This is a genomic window from Rhizobium sp. 57MFTsu3.2 (assembly GCF_012932765.1).
In the GTDB taxonomy this organism is placed as follows: domain Bacteria; phylum Pseudomonadota; class Alphaproteobacteria; order Rhizobiales; family Rhizobiaceae; genus Rhizobium; species Rhizobium altiplani.
Window position 1 is genome coordinate 41,186 of the sequence record NZ_JDWI01000019.1, and the last position, 19,246, is coordinate 60,431.

General features: G+C 60.1%; 19 protein-coding genes. 9 read left to right on the top strand and 10 right to left on the bottom strand.

Annotation, left to right across the window (positions count from 1 at the left end; translation table 11 throughout):
- Positions 1 to 38 precede the first annotated feature (38 nt).
- From AF71_RS19530 to coxB, 6 genes are all read right to left on the bottom strand, one after another.
- Positions 39 to 917, bottom strand: coding sequence for a cytochrome c oxidase subunit 3 (locus AF71_RS19530; RefSeq protein WP_018858997.1), 879 nt, complete (start codon positions 915 to 917; stop codon positions 39 to 41).
- Positions 918 to 975: 58 nt separating this feature from the next.
- The gene (locus tag AF71_RS19535) at positions 976 to 1,581 is read right to left on the bottom strand and encodes a cytochrome c oxidase assembly protein (protein WP_018858996.1); all 606 of its coding nucleotides are present in this window, start codon (positions 1,579 to 1,581) and stop codon (positions 976 to 978) included.
- A gap of 1 nt (position 1,582) precedes the next feature.
- Positions 1,583 to 1,720, bottom strand: a complete 138-nt coding sequence (locus tag AF71_RS19540) for a hypothetical protein (protein ID WP_018858995.1) — start codon at positions 1,718 to 1,720, stop codon at positions 1,583 to 1,585.
- Positions 1,720 to 2,676, bottom strand: coding sequence for a heme o synthase (locus AF71_RS19545; protein WP_018858994.1), 957 nt, complete (start codon positions 2,674 to 2,676; stop codon positions 1,720 to 1,722). The genes AF71_RS19540 and AF71_RS19545 overlap by 1 nt, the downstream gene beginning before the upstream one ends.
- A gap of 69 nt (positions 2,677 to 2,745) precedes the next feature.
- Positions 2,746 to 4,443, bottom strand: coding sequence for a cytochrome c oxidase subunit I (gene ctaD, locus AF71_RS19550; RefSeq protein ID WP_018858993.1), 1,698 nt, complete (start codon positions 4,441 to 4,443; stop codon positions 2,746 to 2,748).
- An 18-nt stretch (positions 4,444 to 4,461) separates the two neighbouring features.
- Entirely contained in the window at positions 4,462 to 5,355 is an 894-nt protein-coding gene (gene coxB, locus AF71_RS19555; protein ID WP_025661096.1) for a cytochrome c oxidase subunit II, read from the bottom strand.
- Positions 5,356 to 5,692: 337 nt separating this feature from the next.
- Between coxB and AF71_RS19560 the strand changes: the two genes are divergently transcribed.
- The 3 genes from AF71_RS19560 to AF71_RS19570 all read left to right on the top strand — a co-directional run bounded on the left by AF71_RS19560 (position 5,693) and on the right by AF71_RS19570 (position 8,297).
- On the top strand, positions 5,693 to 6,280 hold the full coding sequence (locus AF71_RS19560) for an invasion associated locus B family protein (RefSeq protein WP_007793136.1): 588 nt from the start codon (positions 5,693 to 5,695) through the stop codon (positions 6,278 to 6,280).
- Between the two features lie 84 nt (positions 6,281 to 6,364).
- Complete coding sequence (gene tldD, locus AF71_RS19565; protein WP_018858991.1) at positions 6,365 to 7,780, top strand: metalloprotease TldD; 1,416 nt, start codon at positions 6,365 to 6,367, stop codon at positions 7,778 to 7,780.
- Between the two features lie 19 nt (positions 7,781 to 7,799).
- Entirely contained in the window at positions 7,800 to 8,297 is a 498-nt protein-coding gene (locus AF71_RS19570; RefSeq protein ID WP_018858990.1) for a GNAT family N-acetyltransferase, read from the top strand.
- Here the strand turns inward: AF71_RS19570 and AF71_RS19575 are convergent.
- Both AF71_RS19575 and AF71_RS19580 read right to left on the bottom strand, forming a co-directional pair.
- Positions 8,294 to 8,602 (bottom strand): pyrophosphatase, encoded by a 309-nt coding sequence (locus AF71_RS19575; RefSeq protein WP_169682687.1) that lies wholly within the window; start codon positions 8,600 to 8,602, stop codon positions 8,294 to 8,296. The genes AF71_RS19570 and AF71_RS19575 overlap by 4 nt on opposite strands.
- Positions 8,603 to 8,660: 58 nt before the next feature.
- Positions 8,661 to 9,938 carry a D-alanyl-D-alanine carboxypeptidase family protein gene (locus AF71_RS19580; RefSeq protein ID WP_025661095.1) on the bottom strand — a complete coding sequence of 426 codons (1,278 nt, stop codon included), beginning with the start codon at positions 9,936 to 9,938 and terminating at the stop codon, positions 8,661 to 8,663.
- 226 nt (positions 9,939 to 10,164) lie between these two features.
- Between AF71_RS19580 and AF71_RS19585 the strand changes: the two genes are divergently transcribed.
- Positions 10,165 to 11,217 (top strand): polysaccharide deacetylase family protein, encoded by a 1,053-nt coding sequence (locus tag AF71_RS19585; RefSeq protein WP_112642984.1) that lies wholly within the window; start codon positions 10,165 to 10,167, stop codon positions 11,215 to 11,217.
- A 5-nt stretch (positions 11,218 to 11,222) separates the two neighbouring features.
- Here AF71_RS19585 and pdxH read toward each other — a convergent pair whose 3' ends face one another.
- A complete protein-coding gene (gene pdxH / locus AF71_RS19590; protein ID WP_113471801.1) occupies positions 11,223 to 11,843 on the bottom strand; it encodes a pyridoxamine 5'-phosphate oxidase in 621 nt (206 codons plus the stop codon).
- 66 nt (positions 11,844 to 11,909) lie between these two features.
- On the opposite strand from pdxH, the gene AF71_RS19595 reads away from it, so the two are divergent.
- The 4 genes from AF71_RS19595 (at position 11,910) to AF71_RS19610 (ending at position 15,406) form a co-directional block, all read left to right on the top strand.
- Positions 11,910 to 12,368 (top strand): RT0821/Lpp0805 family surface protein, encoded by a 459-nt coding sequence (locus AF71_RS19595; RefSeq protein WP_018858985.1) that lies wholly within the window; start codon positions 11,910 to 11,912, stop codon positions 12,366 to 12,368.
- Between the two features lie 251 nt (positions 12,369 to 12,619).
- Positions 12,620 to 13,789 (top strand): DnaJ C-terminal domain-containing protein, encoded by a 1,170-nt coding sequence (locus AF71_RS19600; protein ID WP_169682689.1) that lies wholly within the window; start codon positions 12,620 to 12,622, stop codon positions 13,787 to 13,789.
- Positions 13,790 to 13,912: 123 nt separating this feature from the next.
- A complete protein-coding gene (gene fabI, locus AF71_RS19605; RefSeq protein ID WP_169682691.1) occupies positions 13,913 to 14,731 on the top strand; it encodes an enoyl-ACP reductase FabI in 819 nt (272 codons plus the stop codon).
- 84 nt (positions 14,732 to 14,815) lie between these two features.
- A complete protein-coding gene (locus AF71_RS19610; protein WP_018858982.1) occupies positions 14,816 to 15,406 on the top strand; it encodes a histidine phosphatase family protein in 591 nt (196 codons plus the stop codon).
- 5 nt (positions 15,407 to 15,411) lie between these two features.
- Here AF71_RS19610 and AF71_RS19615 read toward each other — a convergent pair whose 3' ends face one another.
- Positions 15,412 to 15,672, bottom strand: a complete 261-nt coding sequence (locus tag AF71_RS19615) for a DUF1344 domain-containing protein (RefSeq protein WP_018858981.1) — start codon at positions 15,670 to 15,672, stop codon at positions 15,412 to 15,414.
- Positions 15,673 to 15,918: 246 nt separating this feature from the next.
- On the opposite strand from AF71_RS19615, the gene AF71_RS19620 reads away from it, so the two are divergent.
- On the top strand, positions 15,919 to 19,086 hold the full coding sequence (locus tag AF71_RS19620) for an EAL domain-containing protein (protein ID WP_018858980.1): 3,168 nt from the start codon (positions 15,919 to 15,921) through the stop codon (positions 19,084 to 19,086).
- Positions 19,087 to 19,246: the final 160 nt, after the last annotated feature.

The window sequence follows — 19,246 nt, forward strand, 5'->3', positions numbered from 1 at the left end:
CCGTGGCACCCGCCCTATTCAAATTCCAGACAGCCCGCTCAGCCTGCCGCCAACGGAGCGCCCCAGCCGCCCCAGACGTAGATGCAGAAGAACAGGAAGAGCCAGACGACGTCAACGAAGTGCCAGTACCAGGCCGCCGCTTCGAAGCCGAAATGCTGCTTCGGCGTGAAGTCGCCGCGGATCGCGCGCAGCAGGCAGACCAGCAGGAAGATCGTACCGACCAGAACGTGGAAGCCGTGGAAACCGGTCGCCATGAAGAAGGTCGCGCCGTAGATCGAGTTCTTGAATGCGAACGGAGCGTGCGCGTATTCGTAGGCCTGCACGCTCGAGAATAGGACACCGAGCAGAACGGTCAGCGTCAGGCCCTGGATCAGGCCCCTGCGGTCGTTATGCAGCAGCGCGTGATGCGCCCAGGTGACGGTCGTGCCCGACAGCAGCAGGATGACGGTGTTGTAGATCGGCAGGTGCCAGGGGTCGAGGACTTCGATGCCCTTCGGCGGCCACTGGCCACCGGTGAAGGCAACGCGCGAGGCCTGGATCGCTTCATTCGGGAACAGGCTGGCGTCGAAGTAGGCCCAGAACCAGGCGACGAAGAACATCACTTCGGAAGCGATGAACATGATCATGCCGTAGCGAAGGTGCAGCGAGACGACGCGCGTATGCGCGCCCTCATTCGCTTCCTTCACCGTGTCCGACCACCAGCCGAACATGACGTAGAGGATGAGCGCGAGGCCGATGAAGAACAGCCACGGATGCGCCCATTCGACGCCGAAGAGATGCAGCGAGCCACCGTTGAGGTAGCGCATGAAGCCAACGCCGCCGAAGGTGATGATCAACGCGCCGATCGAAGCCAGCAGCGGCCACGGGCTCGGATCGATGATGTGGTAGTCGTGATGTTTCTGATGCGCATCAGCCATGTAAGCTATCCCCGGATCTCTTCCTCTCCGCTCCGGCATCGCCGGACACGAACCTCAATCAAAGTTTCTTTTCAAGCTTTACCGTTCCACCCTCATTCGAAGCCACCGGCTTCGGACCCTCTTTAGGGTAGAACGTATAGGACAAGGTAACAGTGTGGATATCTTTCGATTCCACGGCCTTGGTAATGTCAGGGTCAATGTAAAATACGACCGGCATTTCAAGCTTTTCGCCCGGCCTCAACACAGTCTCGTTGAAGCAGAAGCACTGCACCTTGTTGAAATAGACGCCAGCTTCGCCGGGGGTGACGTTGAACACCGCCTGGCCGCGCTGTGGCTCGTTCGACTTGTTCACCGCGGTGAAATTCACCTGAACGGTTTCGCCGATGCGCGGGTTGACCTCGCGCTGGACCGGCTTGAACTCCCAGTCGAGACCCGGCGCAATGTTGGCGTCGAAGGTGACGCGCATCTTGCGGTCGAGAATCACGCTGGAGGCCTGCTCGACGCGCTGTGTCGTGCCGTTGTAACCAGTAAGCTGGCAGAACATCCGATAGAGCGGAACAGCCGCATAGCTCGCAGCGCCCATGCCGACGACGAAGGCAAGGCACATGAAAACGACGGCGCCATTGTTGCGCTGTTTCCTCGGCGTGCTCTGCATCTCGCTCATCTTACATGTGCCCCGATGTGAACTTCACGATCGTGACCGCGTAGAAGAGTACGACAAGGCCGGCCAGAACCAGGCCAAGAGCGACGTTGCGATTGCGGCGCGACTTGCGTTGCGCTTCCGTAAGCTTGACGACGTCCATCAGAAAATGCCTCCCGCATGCGAAACGAGCACGGCCGCCAGCCGGTCGAACATCAGGGCGGAGAAAATTGCGAAAAGATACAGGATTGAGTAGCCGAAGAGCTTCTTGGCCGGGATCATCTTCTCATCGCCGTCCGGCATCCGCCAGACGGCGATGGAACAGTAGATGAAGATTGCGCCCAGGACTGCGGCAACCAGGCCGTAGCCGAGGCTCGCAAAGCCTAGGACAGTCGGCAGCACGCCGCACACCGCCGTCAGCACGGCATAGGCAACAATCTGATGCTTGGTGGTGCGCTCACCCGAGACATTGGGCAGCATCGGAACACCGACGGCCTCATAATCCTTCATCTTGAACAGAGCCAGCGCCCAGAAATGGGCTGGCGTCCAGAGGAAGATGATCATGAAGAGCACGAAGCTTTCGATCGTGACGGTACCCGTCACGCAGGCCCAGCCGATCATCGGCGGAAAGGCGCCGGCGGCACCGCCGATAACGATGTTCTGCGGCGTCGAGCGCTTCAGCCACATCGTATAAATCACGGCGTAGAAGAAAATCGTGAAGGCGAGGATCGAGGCTGCGAGCCAATTGACGGCGAGCCCCAGGATAACCACCGAAAAACAGGAAAGCACCAAGCCGAATGCCAGCGCCTCGCGCGGAGCGACACGACCGGCCGGTATCGGACGCTTTGCTGTGCGGGTCATGATCGCATCGATATCGGCGTCGTACCACATGTTGAGCGCGCCTGAAGCGCCTGCGCCAATGGCGATGCACAGGATGGCAATGAGACCGAGAACCGGATTGATGTGCCCCGGTGCCAGAACGAGACCGGCAAATGCCGTGAAGACCACGAGCGACATGACGCGCGGCTTCAGAAGCTCAAAATAATCGCGCGCGCTCGCCTCCGACAGGCGGAACTCGCCGTCGTGTGCAAGAGCTTTGCGATTGCCGATAACTGTCATTCTATTGTCCTGCAAACTTGTAAGCCGACCGCCGCACTGTAACACGCGGCGGTCGCGATTTCTCGCATCTTACTTGATGCGCGGGAGCTGTTCCCACTGGTGATACGGCGGCGGCGAAGACAGCTGCCATTCGAGCGTCGTTGCGCCTTCACCCCACGGATTGTCACCGGCAACGCGCTTCCTGGCGAAGGCTTCGAAGACACCGACGAGGAAGATCAGCACGCCGACGGCCGAGATGTAGGAACCGATCGAGGAAACATAGTTCCAGCCGGCAAACGCATCCGGGTAGTCGATGTAGCGGCGCGGCATGCCCGCGAGGCCAAGGAAGTGCTGCGGGAAGAACACCAGGTTGACGCCGATGAACATGACCCAGAAGTGCAGCGTGCCAATGAACTCGTTGTACATGTAGCCGGTCATCTTCGGGAACCAGTAGTACCAAGCAGCGAAGATGGCGAAGACGGCGCCAAGCGACAGAACGTAGTGGAAGTGAGCCACGACGTAATAGGTGTCATGCAGGGAGCGGTCGAGACCGGCATTGGCGAGCTGGACGCCCGTCACGCCACCGACGGTGAACAGGAAGATGAAGCCGATCGCCCAGACCATCGGCGTGCGGAAGCTGATCGAGCCACCCCACATCGTCGCGATCCAGGAGAAGATCTTCACGCCCGTCGGAACGGCGATGACCATCGTTGCGAACACGAAGTAGCGCTGCGCGTCGAGCGACAGGCCGACCGTATACATGTGGTGCGCCCAGACGACGAAGCCGACGGCACCGATCGCGACCATGGCGTAGGCCATGCCGAGGTAGCCGAAGATCGGCTTGCGCGAGAAGGTCGAGATGATGTGGCTGACGATGCCGAAGCCGGGCAGGATCAGGATGTATACTTCGGGGTGACCGAAGAACCAGAACAGGTGCTGGTAGAGGATAGGGTCGCCACCGCCTTCCGGCACGAAGAAGGACGTACCGAAATTGCGGTCGGTCAGCATCATGGTGATGGCGCCGGCAAGAACCGGGAGCGACAGCAGAAGCAGGAAGGCGGTGATCAGAACCGACCAGGCAAAGAGCGGCATCTTGTGAAGCGTCATGCCCGGAGCGCGCATGTTCAGGATCGTGGTGATGAAGTTAATCGCACCGAGGATCGAGGACGCACCGGCAATGTGGAGCGCGAAGATCGCAAGGTCGACAGCCGGACCCGGCGTGCCGGAGCTCGACAGCGGCGGATACATCGTCCAGCCGCCGCCTGCGCCGTAAGCGCCCGCCGGACCTTCGACGAACATCGACATGACCAGCAGAAGGAAGGCCGGAACGATCAGCCAGAAGGAGATGTTGTTCAAACGCGGGAACGCCATGTCAGGCGCACCGATCATGATCGGCACCATCCAGTTGGCGAAGCCACCGATCATCGCCGGCATGACCATGAAGAAGATCATGATCAGCGCGTGCGCTGTGGTGAACATGTTGAACATCTGCTTGGCGCCGTCGATGGCGGCGTCGCCTTCATAGCCGTAAACCATCGATGCCAGACCGTGGAAGATCTGGATGCCCGGCTCCTGCAGCTCCATGCGCATGGCAACGGAGAGCGCGCCGCCGACGATGCCGGCCATGATCGCGAAGATCAGGTAAAGCGTGCCGATATCCTTGTGGTTCGTCGAAAAGAACCAGCGATTGATGAAGCTCGGCTTGTGCGAGTGATCGTGATGGTCGTCATGGGCGTGTGCGCCATGACCGTGATCATGCGAATGATCGTGTGCGGAAGGTCCAGCCATGTCCCGTTCCCTCTTCCCTTACTGTGCGACGTTTTCGGCAACGTCGACGGTCTTTGCGGGACCATCGGTTGCGGCCATGAGTGTCTTGTACGCCCCAGGCAGATCAGTAGCAGCACCGGCGAGCCACTGCTTGTACTTGTCCTCGGAAACGACGTGGATAGCGATCGGCATGAACGCATGGTCCTTGCCGCAGAGTTCGGAGCACTGGCCGTAGAACAGGCCTTCCCGCTCGGCACGGAACCAGGTTTCGTTCAGGCGACCCGGTACGGCGTCGATCTTGACGCCGAAAGACGGCATTGCAAAAGCGTGAATGACGTCGGTGGGAGCAGCCGTCACGAGAACACGGACGGTCTTGTTGACAGGCAGGACCAGCTCATTGTCCACGGCCAGGAGGCGCGGATAACGCGACTTGTCTTCCTTGCCGGCAGCGGCGCGGTCCTGATCCTTCAGAAGATAGGAGTCGAAAGCGACCGGGGTTTCGCCCGAGCCTTCATATTCATAGTTCCACTGCCACTGGGTGGCCGTCGCCTTGATGGTGACATCCGGATTTTCCGGCAAAGTCAGCTGGGCGGTCAAAAGGTTAAACGAAGGCACCGCGAGGAAAAGAAGCACGAGAACCGGTCCCACGGTCCATGCGACTTCGATCAGCGTATTGTGGCTCGTTTTGGAAGGCACCGGATTGGCACCGGAGCGGAACTTCAGACAGACGACAATAAGAAGGACCAACACGAAAAGCGTGATCGGAACGATAAACCACAGGGTATATTGCTCAAACCAATGAATGTCTCGCATGATCGGCGTGGCTGCCGGCTGCAATGTTGCCTGCCACGGCTGCGGCTGGTCGGCATAACTGCCGGAAGCAAAAAGCAGACAGACCAGCGCGGTCAGAGCTGCAGAAGCCTTCTTAATCACCTTAATATCTCCCTCGAGCGCTGGTCCGTGCAAAATCGCGCACAGAATCCTTGCCATCTCAGCGCTTCAAACCACAGTTTGTCATTGATCGCAACCGCCCAAAGCGTTTGTTCGTGCGGCATTTTCGCATTCAAACAGCTTGATCCAAGCATAAAGAAACATTCCATCTTTTCGCTATCACCGACGAAATAAAGCTTGTGCAGCGCCCGACTACGCCAACATTCTCGGATAAACGTCCCATTTCCGCCGTAGTCCCCGGCTTTTCAGCGGGTGGGGCTTTTCATTTTTGGTGGCGCGCCCCAATTTAGCGGCACTGATTCGAATTGCAGAGGTTTTCATGGGTTTCCGTTCCCTCGCACGGCCGTTCGTGCTGACAGCGTGCATTGCGGCCGCAGCGACTGCTCCCGCTTTCGCCCAGCAGCAGCCCGCGCCGGCACAGCCCGCGCCCCAAGCTCCCGCCACACAGGCAACGCCCGGCCAGACGCAGCCGCAGGCACCCGGCACCGTAAAGTCGAACCACGGCGCATGGTCGGTCGTCTGCGACAAGCCGGCCGGCGCCTCGACCGAGCAGTGCGCCTTGATGCAGAACGTCATAGCCGAGGATCGGCCTGAGGTCGGTCTCTCCGTCGTGGTGCTGAAGACCGCCGACCGCAAGTCAAAAATCCTGCGCGTCCTCGCCCCGCTCGGCGTCCTGCTGCCGAACGGCCTCGGCCTTAACGTCGACGGCAAGGATATCGGCCGCGCCTATTTCGTACGTTGCTTCGCCGATGGCTGCTACGCTGAGGTCGTTCTCGAGGACGAGCTGCTGAAGACCTTCCGCAGCGGCGCGAGCGCCACCTTCATCGTCTTCCAGACGCCGGAAGAGGGGATCGGCATTCCTGTCGACCTCAAGGGTTTCGCTGAAGGCTACGACGCCCTCCCCTGATCGTCTCGCCTTCGGGGCTTGCTCGAACCGTCCACCGAACCTACATCGGCTGATAGCATTCCTGCTTCAGCGGAGCATAAAGATATGAATACGGATCTCCTGACGCTTTTCGATGCCGACGAAGCGAAGATGCGCTCGCTTGTTGCCGAGGCGCTTTCCGGCGCTGATGATGGGGAGCTCTACATCGAACATTCCCAGGCGGAATCGCTGATGTTCGATAACGGACGCCTCAAGGGCGGCAGCTTCAACACCGAGCAAGGCTTCGGCCTGCGCGCAGTTGCCGGCGAAGCGGTCGGCTATGCGCATGCGGGCGACCTCTCCGTCGCGGCCCTGAAGCGCGCCGCCGATGCGGTTGGCGCCGTCACCCGCGGTCATGCGGGCAGCTATGCGGCGGCTCCCCAGCGGACCAACAAGAAGCTCTATTCCGACGAGAACCCGATCGGCACGCCGACCTTCGAAGAGAAGGTCAAGGTGTTACAGGACATCGACGCCTATCTGCGCGGCAAGGACGCCAAGGTGCGCCAGGTGACCGCATCGATCGCCGCCAGCTGGCAGGTTGTCGATATTCTGCGCGCCGATGGTCACCGCGTTCGCGATATCCGGCCGATGACGCGTATCAACATCTCGGTCATTGCAGGCGAAGGCGACCGCCAGGAGAGCGGTTCCTACGGCAGCGGCGGCCGCATCGGTTTTGGCGATTTCATCGCCGAGGACAACTGGCAATACGGCGCCGACGAAGCCTTGCGGCAAGCGCTGGTGAACCTGGAGGCGATCGAGGCGCCCGCCGGCACCATGGACGTCGTGCTTGGTTCCGGCTGGCCGGGTGTCATGTTGCACGAAGCGGTAGGCCACGGTCTCGAAGGGGATTTCAACCGGAAAAAGACGTCGGCCTTTGCCGGTCTCCTCGGCCAGATGGTTGCGGCGCCCGGCGTCACAGTCGTTGACGACGGTACGATCGACAACCGCCGCGGCTCGATCACCATCGATGACGAGGGCACGCCGTCCGGCTACAACGTGCTGATCGAAAACGGCAAGCTGGTCGGGTACATGCAGGACCGACAGAACGCCCGCCTGATGGGCATGACACCGACGGGCAACGGCCGTCGGCAGGGCTATGCCCACGTTCCAATGCCCCGCATGACCAACACCTACATGCTGGGTGGCGACAAGACGCCGGAGGAAATCATTTCCTCCGTCAAGAGGGGCATTTACGCGGTTTCGTTCGGCGGCGGCCAGGTGGATATCACATCGGGCAAGTTCGTGTTCGGCTGCACGGAGGCCTACCTGATCGACAACGGCAAGATTGGCGCCCCGATCAAGGGCGCGATGCTGATCGGCAACGGGCCGGACGCCATGAAGCGTGTTTCAATGGTCGGCAATGACATGAAGCTCGACACCGGGATCGGCAATTGCGGCAAGGCTGGGCAATGGGTTCCGGTTGGTGTCGGCCAGCCGCACCTCAGGATGGATCAGATCACCGTCGGCGGCACGAAAGCCTAGTCTAGAACGAGCAGCGGCGATGAGCGAAATCGAAATCAGACCTTTCGTTGCCTCCGATATCGATGATGTTTTCGCGGTGATCCTGCCGATCCAGCGCGAGGAATTCGGCATCGCGATCACAGCCGACGACCAGCCTGATCTCGCCGCCATTCCTGATTTCTATCAATCCGGAAAAGGTCAGTTCTGGGTGGCGGTGCGCAATGGCCAGATCGTCGGCACGATCGGGCTGAAGGACATCGGCAACAGCCAGACGGCGCTGCGCAAGATGTTTGTTGCTGCCGATGTGCGCGGTCGCGAACATGGAGTCGCAGCCCGTCTTCTTGCCGGGTTGGTTGACCATGCGGAGGCTCAGGGGATCAAAGACATCTTCCTTGGGACCACGGACAAATTCCTCGCCGCCCACCGGTTCTACGAGAAGAATGGATTCGCCGAAGTTTCGAAAAGTGAGCTTCCGCCATCGTTCCCACTGATGGCCGTGGACAGCAAATTCTATCGGCGCAGGATTACTGCAGCCTAGCGCTGCTCTGGCCGGAAGAGCCATTTGCGCTTGATTGCCGCTGAGAGATCCAGATCGTTCCTGTGCGCGAAAAGAAAGATGTGGCCGAGGACATCGGCCGCCTCGTCGGCAAGGTCCAGCCGTAGCTCCTCATCCGACCTGCCCTTTTTGCGCCCTCTCCCGCTGACACGGTTCCAAGCCTGGGTAAGCTCGCCGATTTCCTCCTGAAGCTTCAGCAGAAACCAGTCGGCGTCGCGCTCGATGCCGTTGGCATCGGCGTAGTTCCGCGACGCACGCTCGAACTTTTCGGCGAGATCACTCAGCATCATGTTCTCCTTTTGTTTACAAAGGAGAACCCTGATTCTGTCGGAAAGTCGAGATGGATCAGCCGTGATCGGGCAACAGCATGCAGTCGTAGGAACGCTGCTTCAGCGCGTCGCAGGCAGATGTAGCGGCCTCGCGGCTCTGAAAGCCGATAAAGCGAGCGCGATAGACCTTGTTCGCGCCATTGCCGACAGCCTCGGTATAAGGCGATGCGGCCTTCAGTGCCGCACCACCTTCGGCCTTGGCCTGGGCCAGAAGGGCACGGGCGGCATCGTCGCTCGATGCAGCCGAGATCTGGATCTGCCAGTCGCCGGATGCCGACGGCGCGCCTGCGGACTTGGCGGCGATCTTGCCGGCATTGGCGGGTTCGGCGGCGGCGAACGGGCGCTCCAACGGTACAGTCGTATCGCTCAGAAAGCCGAGCGCCTTCGGCGCGAGATCATTGGTGCGCGGCGCAGTTCCCGGGATCGGCAGATCGGCATCAGCGGCAGCCGAAGCAACTTCGACTGTCTGGCGCGAGTTGGTGCTCGCGACGAGGTTGCCGCCCGCCGAGCGGCCAAGATACTTGTCGAGCAGACCGGCCATTTTGGCGTCGCGGCTGCGGGCAGTGCGGCCACCGAGCACGACGCCGACGACCCGGCGGTCGCCATCCTTGACAGCGCTGACCAGATTGAAGCCAGACGCGTTGGTATAACCCGTCTTGATGCCGTCCATGCCCTGGTAGCGGTACATCAGATTGTTGTGGCCGCGGATCGTGCGCCCACGGAACGTGAAGCTCGCCGTCGAGAACAGGCGGTATTCGCTCGGGAAATTCCGCATCAGCGCCACGGCAAGCGTGGACATGTCCCGCGCCGTAGTGACCTGCCGACCATCCGGAAGGCCGGAGGCATTGTAGAAGGCCGTACGGCGCATGCCGAGCTGCCGCGCCTTCTGCGTCATCATGGCTGCAAAGTTGGCTTCGGAACCGCCGAGCTTCTCGGCCATGGCTGCGGCAGCATCGTTGGCCGACTTGGTGATCATGCCGAGGATTGCTTCTTGAACGGTGATGGAATCGCCCGCGCGAACGCCGAGCTTTGTCGGCGGCCGCGAGGCGGCGTATCTCGACATGACAAGCGGAGTGTTCCAGCTGATCTTGCCGCGCTTGATCGCCTCGAAGGCCATATAAATGGTCATCATCTTCGTCAGCGACGCGGGATGATTCAGCACATCGGCGTTCTCGGCACTGAGCACCTTGCCGGTTCGGGCATCCAGGATCAGGGAGGCGCTGCCTGCCATCGCGGTCAACGGCGCCGCAACGACGAGCGTCGCTGTCATAATCGCGGCCAACAGCTTCTTCATGAAATTTCCCCTCAATGAACGAATAGCCGGCGCCATTCGGATTTGTCCCGTTCCACTACAGCAGTCGCCGATATGGCGCGACTTTGCGGCAACCGGTACCATTTTTGTCAAGTTTTACCTTTCATAGTGAAAATCCCGTAAAGAGGACACTCAAAAATCTTCATTCAGCAACACTTAACCGCAGGCTTGCTAGTTTCGCGGCTCCAGAAACCAGCGAGCAGTTGAGATGGCGGCGAGTATCAAAGGGCTTGCAAAGCAGATTGCGATTGCAGGCGGTCTTGAGACGGCCAACCTCCTGCGCGCAGCAGGCGTGATGCGCGGCGCGCGCGGACTTGGGGCCATCTGCACGCTCCATCATGTCCGTCCACGCGAGGAAACCGCTTTCGCGCCGAACGCGCACCTGGAAATCACGCCGGTATTCCTCGATCTCGTTCTCGATCGCCTGAAGAGTGACGGCTATCGTTTCGTGGCGCTCCACGAGATTCCAGCGCTGCTTTCGCAAACCGGGTCCAGCCAGCCCTTTGCCGCCTTCACGCTCGATGACGGCTACCGCAACAATCTCGTCTACGCCCTGCCCATCTTCGAAAAGTACGATGCGCCTTTCACGGTATTCGTCGCCAAGGGCCTCGCCGAACGCACGCATACGATCTGGTGGGAGACGCTGGCAGCGCTTCTGCGGAGAGAGGAGAGGCTCGGCTTCGATTTCGGTAGTGGCCACGAGATGCTTGACATCACGACGACCGAAGCAAAGGGCCGCGCTTTCGCGCGCATCGCCAGCCATCTTCATCGACATGACGAACGCGCCGCCGTCGCGGCCATCGACCTGATGGCGCGAAAGCACGAGATCGATCCGGACGAAATCGTCGACGATCTCGTCATGACACCGGCGGAATTCAATCTGCTTGAGGCGAGCCCCCTCGCCTCACTCGGCGCCCATACAATCAGCCACCGGGCGATCTCACGCCTCTCCGATCAGGAGGTTCGCGACGAGATGGAGGTGTCCCGCGACTACGTTGCAGCGATCACCGGACACCGGCCGGGCTCCTTCGCCTACCCTTATGGCACGCGCGAGGCCGTAACCCAGAGACAGGCACAGATCGCGCGCGAAGTCGGTTTCGACCTCGCGGTGACGACACAGGCGGGTGTCGTCACGAAGCGCTCGCTCAACAACATGACCTATCTGCCGAGGCTTTCGATCAACGGTCTCTATCAAAAGGTGCGGTACGTGTCCGGCCTTGCCTCCGGTATTCCGTTTCGGTTTGCGCCAAACAGGAGCTGAACGCTTCACGGATACATGCGAACCTTCGTCCAATCGCCTTCCGGCGAAGCCCGGCGAAACTCGATACGATCATGCAGGCGGAACTTCTGGTCCTTCCAGAACTCGATCGACACCGGCCGGATCCGAAAGCCCGACCAATGCGCAGGACGCGGGATCTCGCCGATCGCGTAGCGGGCGGTGTATTCGGCAACAGCTTTCTCAAGCGCGAACCGGCTCTCCAGCGGCCGCGACTGCTTCGACGCCCAGGCGCCAATCCGGCTGCCGCGGGCGCGCGTCTTGAAGTAAGCGTCTGCTTCTTCGTCCGTCACAGCTTCGACAGGCCCGCGCAACCGAACCTGGCGGCGCAGCGTTTTCCAGTGGAAACACATGGCCGCCTTCTTCTGTCCGAGAATTTCCTGGCCTTTCTGGCTCTCGAAATTCGTGTAGAAGACAAAGCCGTCGTGATCGAATCCCTTAAGGAGTACCATGCGGACGTTGGGAAGGCCGTCCTCGTCGACCGTCGCAAGCGCTACCGCATTCGGGTCATTGATCTCGGAAGCTTCTGCCTCTTTCAGCCACTCCGAGAAAAGATCGAAGGGTTCGTTTCGCTCGGTGAAGTCACCGCTTGTTAACTCATTTGCCGACATATTAGCTCAAATGCCCCGGGTTTATTCGAAGTTTGCCCAGCTTTTAGCTACTGGACAGGACGCAGGGTGGAAGTCATAGCAAAGTCAGATCGCCATACAAAGGGTCTGCTGCGTCGCAGCGCGGACCTCTGCGTTGTCGGTACGGCGGTGCTCTCCCTCTCCGCCTGCGTCTCCAGCGGATTGGACCTCTTCAGCAGCTCGAAGGTCGATCGGTCGGTTGCGACTGGCACCGTGCCACAGCCAGCGCCGACGAGCGACTCGATTTCCGACGAAATGACCGTCGGCAACGCCGTGACCTCGGCCGATATCCAAAGGTTGGAGGGACGCCCCCTCCCCTGGGCGAATGCCTCGACCGGCAGCGCCGGCGTCATCGACACGATCGTCGAGAACACGGATTCCGGCCAGGTTTGCCGCCAGTTCCGCACGACGCGGCACTCCTATGTCGGCATCGCGAAATTTTACGGCAAGACCTGCCTGGTCGGCGGCGGCAACTGGCAACTGATGAGTTTCCAGCCGGAAAGCTGAGTGCCGCGCGTTGCGTGCTTAACGCGCGCGGTTCCGTCCTCTCATGATGTTTAGCAAAAGGCTAACCATTCGGCGCAAAAGCGAGTTGTCCGCCACGCGGGCTAAGAACTGATTAGCAACTTCTACTCACAATCCGCCTGACGTGCGCACGGCTGCTTCCCTGGGGATGAGGCCGAGCGCCAAGTCAGAGGCTTCGGGGTGCTAGGGCAAGGGACAGGCACACCGCATCGGAACACCGGCGGTTTGGGGACATGCGCGATCCTTATAAGATTTTGGGCGTCAAGCGGGACGCGGGGCAGGACGAGATCAAGGCAGCCTGGCGCCACATGGCCAAGGCGGTTCACCCGGACCACAATCAGGGTGATCCGATGGCGAGCGCCCGCTTTGCCGAGATTGGCCGCGCCTATGAGACGTTGAAGGATCCGAAGAAGCGGAGCCTCTTCGACAATGCCGCGCGCATGGCGGAAGCCAAAGCCAATGAGAACACGATCATGCAACAGCGCCAGGCGGCTCGCGAAGCTGCCATGCGTGCCAAGGCAGCGCAAGCCAATGCCGAGCGCGTGATGGAAGAACTCGCGCGCGCCGCCGCCCAGAAGGCCGCGGCCGATGCCGCCAGCCAGCAGAAGACGGGTGCTGCCGAACCGGCAGAAGAAATGATCGAACGTATCTTCGGCACGCAGGCACGCGCCGCAGCCGGTGGTGGTCGCGACCAGGGTTTTAGCGCTGGCGCCGCGAGGCGGCCGGAACCGGAGGCCGCGATCGCAGACAAACAGCCGGAGGCCGGCAAGGCCGAGGCTGAGCAGCAGGCTGCCGAGGACGCGGCCGCTCAGGCCTCTGCGATCATGCAGCCTCTCAGCTTGCTGACTTCCCTGGTGCGTCGCTTCACCGGCAGCGGGACGCAGCAGGCACCTGAAAAGGTGCCCGACCAGTTCGCAACGAAGACCGTGAGCATCGACGATCTCATCAAGGGCAGCTGGCTGACGGTCGATCTCGGCGAAGGCCGGGAGGCCGGATTTGCGCTGGCCGCCGGTACGACGGAAGGCCACCAGGTACGTCTCAAGGGCCAAGGCCACAAGCTGACCGGCATGCAGCGGGGCGATGCGGTCATCAATATCCACATTGCGCGCGATGAGCGGTTTACCGTCAGTGGCTTCGACCTGCACACCGTGCTGCCGGTGACGATCGAAAATGCCGTGCTCGGAACCGATGCGCGCATCGAGGGCCCTCGCGGGCCGATCAACGTCACGGTTCCCGCCTGGTCTGGCTCCGACAAGACGATCCGAATTTCCGGTCAGGGACTTGCGAACGCAGATGGCGGCAAGGGAGATCTCGTCGTCGAACTGCGCATTATGTTGTGGGAAAAACCTGACGACAAAGTCACCGATCTGATGCGAAGCATGAAGAACGGGCTGTTTCTGTGAAATTTAGGTGACAAGCGCACCCTTTGTTACGATCCCTAACAGTTGATGATTGCTACTAATCTTGAACCGATTAGCAGCCTATGCCATAGGCAGGACCTATCAGAATTTCTTAGGGGGCAAAATATGGCTCAGGCAACAGGCCTCATGTCAGGCAAGCGCGGCGTCATCATGGGCGTTGCCAACAATCGTTCGATTGCGTGGGGTATTGCCAAGGCTATTCATGCACAGGGCGGCGAAATCGCATTTACCTACCAGGGTGATGCACTGAAGAAGCGCGTCGAGCCCCTGGTTGCAGAGGTAAACGGCGTTCTTGCCGGACATTGCGATGTCAGCGACGAGTCGACCATCGATGCCGTCTTCGACCACGTCGAAAAGCTGTGGGGCAAGATCGACTTCATCGTTCACGCGATCGGCTTTTCGGACAAGGACGAGTTGACCGGCCGCTATGTCGATACCTCGGCCGACAACTTCGCCAAGACCATGCAGATCTCCGTCTATTCCTTCACCTCGGTGGCGCGTCGCGCCGAGAGGCTGATGACGGATGGCGGCTCCATGCTGACTCTGACCTATTACGGCGCCGAGAAGGTCATGCCGAACTACAACGTCATGGGCGTTGCCAAGGCGGCGCTGGAAGCCAGCGTGAAGTACCTGGCGGTCGACCTCGGACCGAAGAACATTCGCGTCAACGCCGTCTCCGCCGGCCCGATCAAGACGCTTGCAGCTTCCGGCATCGGCGACTTCCGCTACATTCTGAAGTGGAACGAATACAATGCGCCGCTGCGTCGGACGGTGACGATCGAAGAGGTCGGCGATGTCGGCCTATATCTGCTTTCGCATCTTTCTCGCTCGGTCACCGGCGAAGTCCACCATGCCGACAGCGGCTATCACGTCGTCGGCATGAAGGCGGTAGACGCACCGGACATTTCCGTCATAAAGGACTGATCGCACTCCTTTGCTGCGTCGTGCTCGCGACCCCTTCTTCGCGACAGCGATTGAGGGGTTGCGTGCCGTAAACGGAGCCGATCATTGCTTATCTACGTCGTCAGACACGGCCAGACAGACTGGAACGCCGAACGCCGCCTGCAAGGGCAGAAGGACATCCCGCTCAATGCCATCGGCAGAGCGCAGGCGTGGCAGAATGGTATCGACCTCGCAGAAATCCTGAAAGTCGAGGCAATCCCCTTTGACTTCGTCGCGAGCCCGCTCGCGCGAACCCGCGCCACGATGGAGATCATGCGCGAGGCGATGGGTCTTCCGTCGAAAGATTATCGAACCGACGAGCGCCTAGTGGAGGTTTCCTTCGGCGCTTGGGAAGGTTTCACGATCAAGGAATTGAAGGCAACGGCCCGGGACCGCATCACCGAGCGTAATCTCAACAAATGGGATTTCATTCCGCCAGGAGACGACGCGGAGAGCTACGAAATCATGTCCTGGCGCGTGGCGTCCTGGCTGAATTCCGTCGACAAGCCTACGGTTTGCGTGACTCATGGCGGCGTCATACGCAGTCTTTTCAGGACCATTGCGGCCTTACCGAAGGACGAAGCGGCAGAGGGCGAGATTCCGCAGGACCGGATCCTTAAGATTGATCGGGACAACGGGTCGATCGGCTGGATCTAGTTCGATTACTGAACGACATCGAGATCGTTGATGACGCGCTTGCCGTCGACCTCGGTATAGAAGACGATAACCTTGACGCCCGCCTTCAGCCCCTCGAAATTGAACTCTTCCGGCGCTTGGTAGGTTTTTCCGTCATCCAGAGTGAGGCTGAGATTGGTCATATCGACCTTCTTGATCGTCGCCTCGACGTCCGCGCTTTCAGCAAATCCGCCGATCGGCGACAAGAAACTCGCTGTGGCCAAAAGCGTAGCTACTACGAAGCGCATGGCGGACTTCCCTCGAAAACGCGACTCGATAACCCAACTGCGCACAGATAACCCCCCGAATATGGCGAAATTTGCCCGGAAGAATGATCTTCCGCGTCCAATTAATGAATAGTACTTTAACAATAACCGCATGCATTCGTTAATTATTTTCCCCGTATGTCCGCCTTTCTGGCAAAGAGGATTTCCGGGAAATCGTAAATTAACCGCCCCTATCTAAAGTCTCCCTCGAACATGGGAGACTGGGTTTTGCTATTCCGCCACAAAGACAGCAACACGTTGCGGCGCGTCTTCAGGAATACACGCCTTGCCCTCCTAGTCTCCGGCCTCGTTGCTATTGTCGTCGTCATCGTCGGCTTTGGGCTCGACCGCGCCAATACTGCCGCTCATCTGCGCGAACTGACGATCCGGACGGAAAACGAGGTGAGTCTGATTCGTGCGCGCATCAGCGCGCAGACCAACATGGACATTACCGTCGTACGCGACTTGGCCAACATGGTTGCGGTCAATTCCAGCGTAAATGCCGAGGAGATGGAGCGGCAGATCAACTGGCTGCTCATCCAGAATCCCCACTTCCTGGATATCGCCATCGCGCCGAACTTTATCGTCGGCAATGTCTTTCCCTCGCAAGCGGGTAAAGGTCGCATCGGCAAGGATGTCCGCGAGGTCCTCCTCGCCCGTCAAGCGGTGACGCGCGCCAGCGCCGAGCAGGCGCGTTTCTATGGACCGATCGCCGCCAGCGACGGCAAGGAAGCTTTCGGAATCTTCTTTCCCGTCTTCGTGAAGGAAAATGGGCAACGCCGTATCTGGGGCGCAGTCGAGGTTATGATCGACGCGAACATGTTCTATCAGAACACCGGATTGAAGCCCGCGCACAACAGTGAGAATCAGGAGAAATATCCGCACCTCGACCATCTCTCGATTGCGGTTCGCGACCTCGCTCTTGCGGACTCGGCCCTACCCTTTTTCGGCTCACCGGATTTGCGTGACAAGCGGCCGATGACGCGAAAGATCGCCTTTGCCGGCGGGCGCTGGGAAATTGCCGCGGCTCCGAAGACCGGTTGGAACGCGATTCCGGAAAACCAGTCGACGCTTCGGCTGATTATCGCTGCCGCAGGCTGCATCACCATCGTCCCAGTCTTCTTCGCGACCTTGCTGCTCGGCGAGCGAAACCGCAACATCGTCCAACTCAAGGTGCGCGAAGCTACGCTGCTCAAGCTGTCGCAGCGCCTCAATCTGGCATTGGAGTCGTCGAACATCGGCATATGGGAGCTGCATGACCACGGCGAAACGCTCTTCTGGGATGCCCGGGCCGCAGCGCTCCACGGGAAGCCGGCAGAAGATGGCAGTCACTCGCTGGAAGACTGGCTTGCCGCGATCGTTGCCGAAGACCGGCACCTTGCGGAGGTCCATTTCTTCAACTACCACGTCGCCGGTTCAGCCTACGAGACACAATACCGCGTCATCGCCGAGGACGGCAGCGTCCGACACCTGCGGTCGATCGGCTCCTTCTACACGGACGCGGCCGGCGATGACAAAACGGTCGGGATCGTCTGGGACGTCACCACCGACGCGGAAGCGGCCGAAACCCTGCGTAAGGCAAAGGATGTCAGCGACGTCAAGAATGCCGAACTGGAGATGGCGCTGGACGAACTGTCGCGGCGCGAGGCTGAACTCGCCGAACTCTCAGGTAAGCTGGACCTGGCCCTCGACACCTATCAGTGCGGGATATGGGAGGCGACGCTCGGTGATGAAGGCTCGATCTGGGACGACCGGATGCACGAGCTCTATGGCCTGAAGCCAAGGGTCGGCTTCATGACCGAACCGGTCTGGCTTTCCTGCATTCTGCCGGAGGACCAGGCACTGGCTCGCGAAAGCGCGCGTCATTTCAAGCACCTTGGTGACACTCATACCCTGATCTGTCGGGTTCCCGTCGAGGACGGCGCGATGCGTTACGTCCGCTCCACTGGCAAGGTGCATAAGACCTCAGGCGGCAAACTGAAGATTATCGGCGTTGCCTTCGACATCACCGAGGATGCGCTGATGACGGTCCAGCTCAAGGCCGCCAAGGACGAGGCGATCGCCAAGAACATCGAACTCGAGATCGCCAAGAACCGCATCGAGCACAATTCACTGCACGACCCGCTGACGGCGCTTGCCAACCGCCGCAAGCTTGATATCGCGCTTGAAAGGCTGACCCTCGACGGGCGGAGCGAGCGGCAGAAATTCGCCATCCTCCACATCGACCTCGACAGGTTCAAGGAGATCAACGACACGCTTGGCCATGCCGCAGGCGACGCAATGCTGATCCATGCATCGCGGGTACTGTCGAGGAACCTGCGCCAAGACGACCTCGTGGCGCGCATCGGCGGCGATGAGTTCGTGATCCTGGCGCACAACGCCAGCGATACGGATATGTCTGCCCTTGCAGGCCGGATCATCGAGCAGATGCGCCAGCCGATCGACTTCGAGGGCTTTGCCTGCCGCTGCGGCGTCTCCATCGGCATCGCGCTCGCCAATGGCGTGCACGTCGATGCACGCAAGGTGCTGATCAATGCCGACATCGCCCTTTACCGCGCCAAGAGCCAGGGCCGGAACCGCTACGAGTTCTTCAATCACAATCTCCAGGCCGACATCATCAACAACAAGCGCCTGGCCGACGAGATCCTTGCCGGCATCGAGAACGGCGAGTTTATCGCCTGGTATCAGCCGCAGTTCTCGGCGCGCACGATGCAACTCACCGGCGTCGAAGCCCTGGTTCGCTGGCAGCATCCTTCCCGCGGATTGTTGACGCCGGACAAGTTCCTGAAGGTCGCCGACGAGATCAACGTCGTCCAGACGCTCGACCGCATCGTGCTTGACACCGCGCTGAAGGACAAGATGCGTTGGGCGGCACGGGGTGTGACCATTCCGAAGATTTCGGTCAACGTTTCAGCGCGACGGCTGCATGACGAAATGCTCGCAGAATCGCTGAGTGGCCTGCAGATCCGCCCCGGCGAACTCTCCTTTGAACTGGTCGAGTCGATCTTCCTCGACGAAAGCGAGGATGTAGCCGCGCATAACCTCGAGCGGATCAAGACGCTCGGGGTCGACATCGAAATCGACGATTTCGGAACGGGTCACACGTCGATTGTCAGCCTCCTCAAGCTGAAGCCGAAGCGGCTGAAGATCGACCGGCAGCTGGTTCAGCCGATCATGAATTCGCCGCAGGAGCGCGCGCTGGTCAGCTCGATCATCGACATCGCCCGCTCGCTCGGCGTCGAAACGGTGGCCGAGGGCGTCGAAACGGCAGCGCATGCCACCCTCCTTGACGAACTCGGCTGTGACCTCCTGCAGGGCTATGCCTTCTCCCGCCCGCTGTCCTTCGAGGATTTCACGGAGATGGCGATCGAAAGCTCCTGGCGCATCGCCTCCTGAGGCCATCGTTCACAATCCGAGGAAACACCATTTCCTTTCGTTGGCGATTTGGAGCAAAGAAAGGCTTTTGCCGCCGCGTTTTTTTGGCCTATGAGTGTCGCGCATTTTCAGATGAAGGACGCCGCCGGTGACGATCGGTTGGCGTGATCCGGTCGGGACA

What these genes read in the sequence shown, in the direction of transcription:
- AF71_RS19540 (WP_018858995.1), bottom strand. Translation starts at nt 1,720, where the DNA reads ATGGACGTCGTCAAGCTTACGGAAGCGCAACGCAAGTCGCGCCGCAAT.
- AF71_RS19570 (WP_018858990.1), top strand. Translation starts at nt 7,800, where the DNA reads ATGAGCGAAATCGAAATCAGACCTTTCGTTGCCTCCGATATCGATGAT.
- AF71_RS19575 (WP_169682687.1), bottom strand. Translation starts at nt 8,602, where the DNA reads ATGCTGAGTGATCTCGCCGAAAAGTTCGAGCGTGCGTCGCGGAACTAC.
- ctaD (WP_018858993.1), bottom strand. Translation starts at nt 4,443, where the DNA reads ATGGCTGGACCTTCCGCACACGATCATTCGCATGATCACGGTCATGGC.
- tldD (WP_018858991.1), top strand. Translation starts at nt 6,365, where the DNA reads ATGAATACGGATCTCCTGACGCTTTTCGATGCCGACGAAGCGAAGATG.
- AF71_RS19600 (WP_169682689.1), top strand. Translation starts at nt 12,620, where the DNA reads ATGCGCGATCCTTATAAGATTTTGGGCGTCAAGCGGGACGCGGGGCAG.
- AF71_RS19545 (WP_018858994.1), bottom strand. Translation starts at nt 2,676, where the DNA reads ATGACAGTTATCGGCAATCGCAAAGCTCTTGCACACGACGGCGAGTTC.
- AF71_RS19560 (WP_007793136.1), top strand. Translation starts at nt 5,693, where the DNA reads ATGGGTTTCCGTTCCCTCGCACGGCCGTTCGTGCTGACAGCGTGCATT.
- AF71_RS19615 (WP_018858981.1), bottom strand. Translation starts at nt 15,672, where the DNA reads ATGCGCTTCGTAGTAGCTACGCTTTTGGCCACAGCGAGTTTCTTGTCG.
- AF71_RS19535 (WP_018858996.1), bottom strand. Translation starts at nt 1,581, where the DNA reads ATGAGCGAGATGCAGAGCACGCCGAGGAAACAGCGCAACAATGGCGCC.
- fabI (WP_169682691.1), top strand. Translation starts at nt 13,913, where the DNA reads ATGGCTCAGGCAACAGGCCTCATGTCAGGCAAGCGCGGCGTCATCATG.
- AF71_RS19580 (WP_025661095.1), bottom strand. Translation starts at nt 9,938, where the DNA reads ATGAAGAAGCTGTTGGCCGCGATTATGACAGCGACGCTCGTCGTTGCG.
- AF71_RS19585 (WP_112642984.1), top strand. Translation starts at nt 10,165, where the DNA reads ATGGCGGCGAGTATCAAAGGGCTTGCAAAGCAGATTGCGATTGCAGGC.
- pdxH (WP_113471801.1), bottom strand. Translation starts at nt 11,843, where the DNA reads ATGTCGGCAAATGAGTTAACAAGCGGTGACTTCACCGAGCGAAACGAA.
- AF71_RS19530 (WP_018858997.1), bottom strand. Translation starts at nt 917, where the DNA reads ATGGCTGATGCGCATCAGAAACATCACGACTACCACATCATCGATCCG.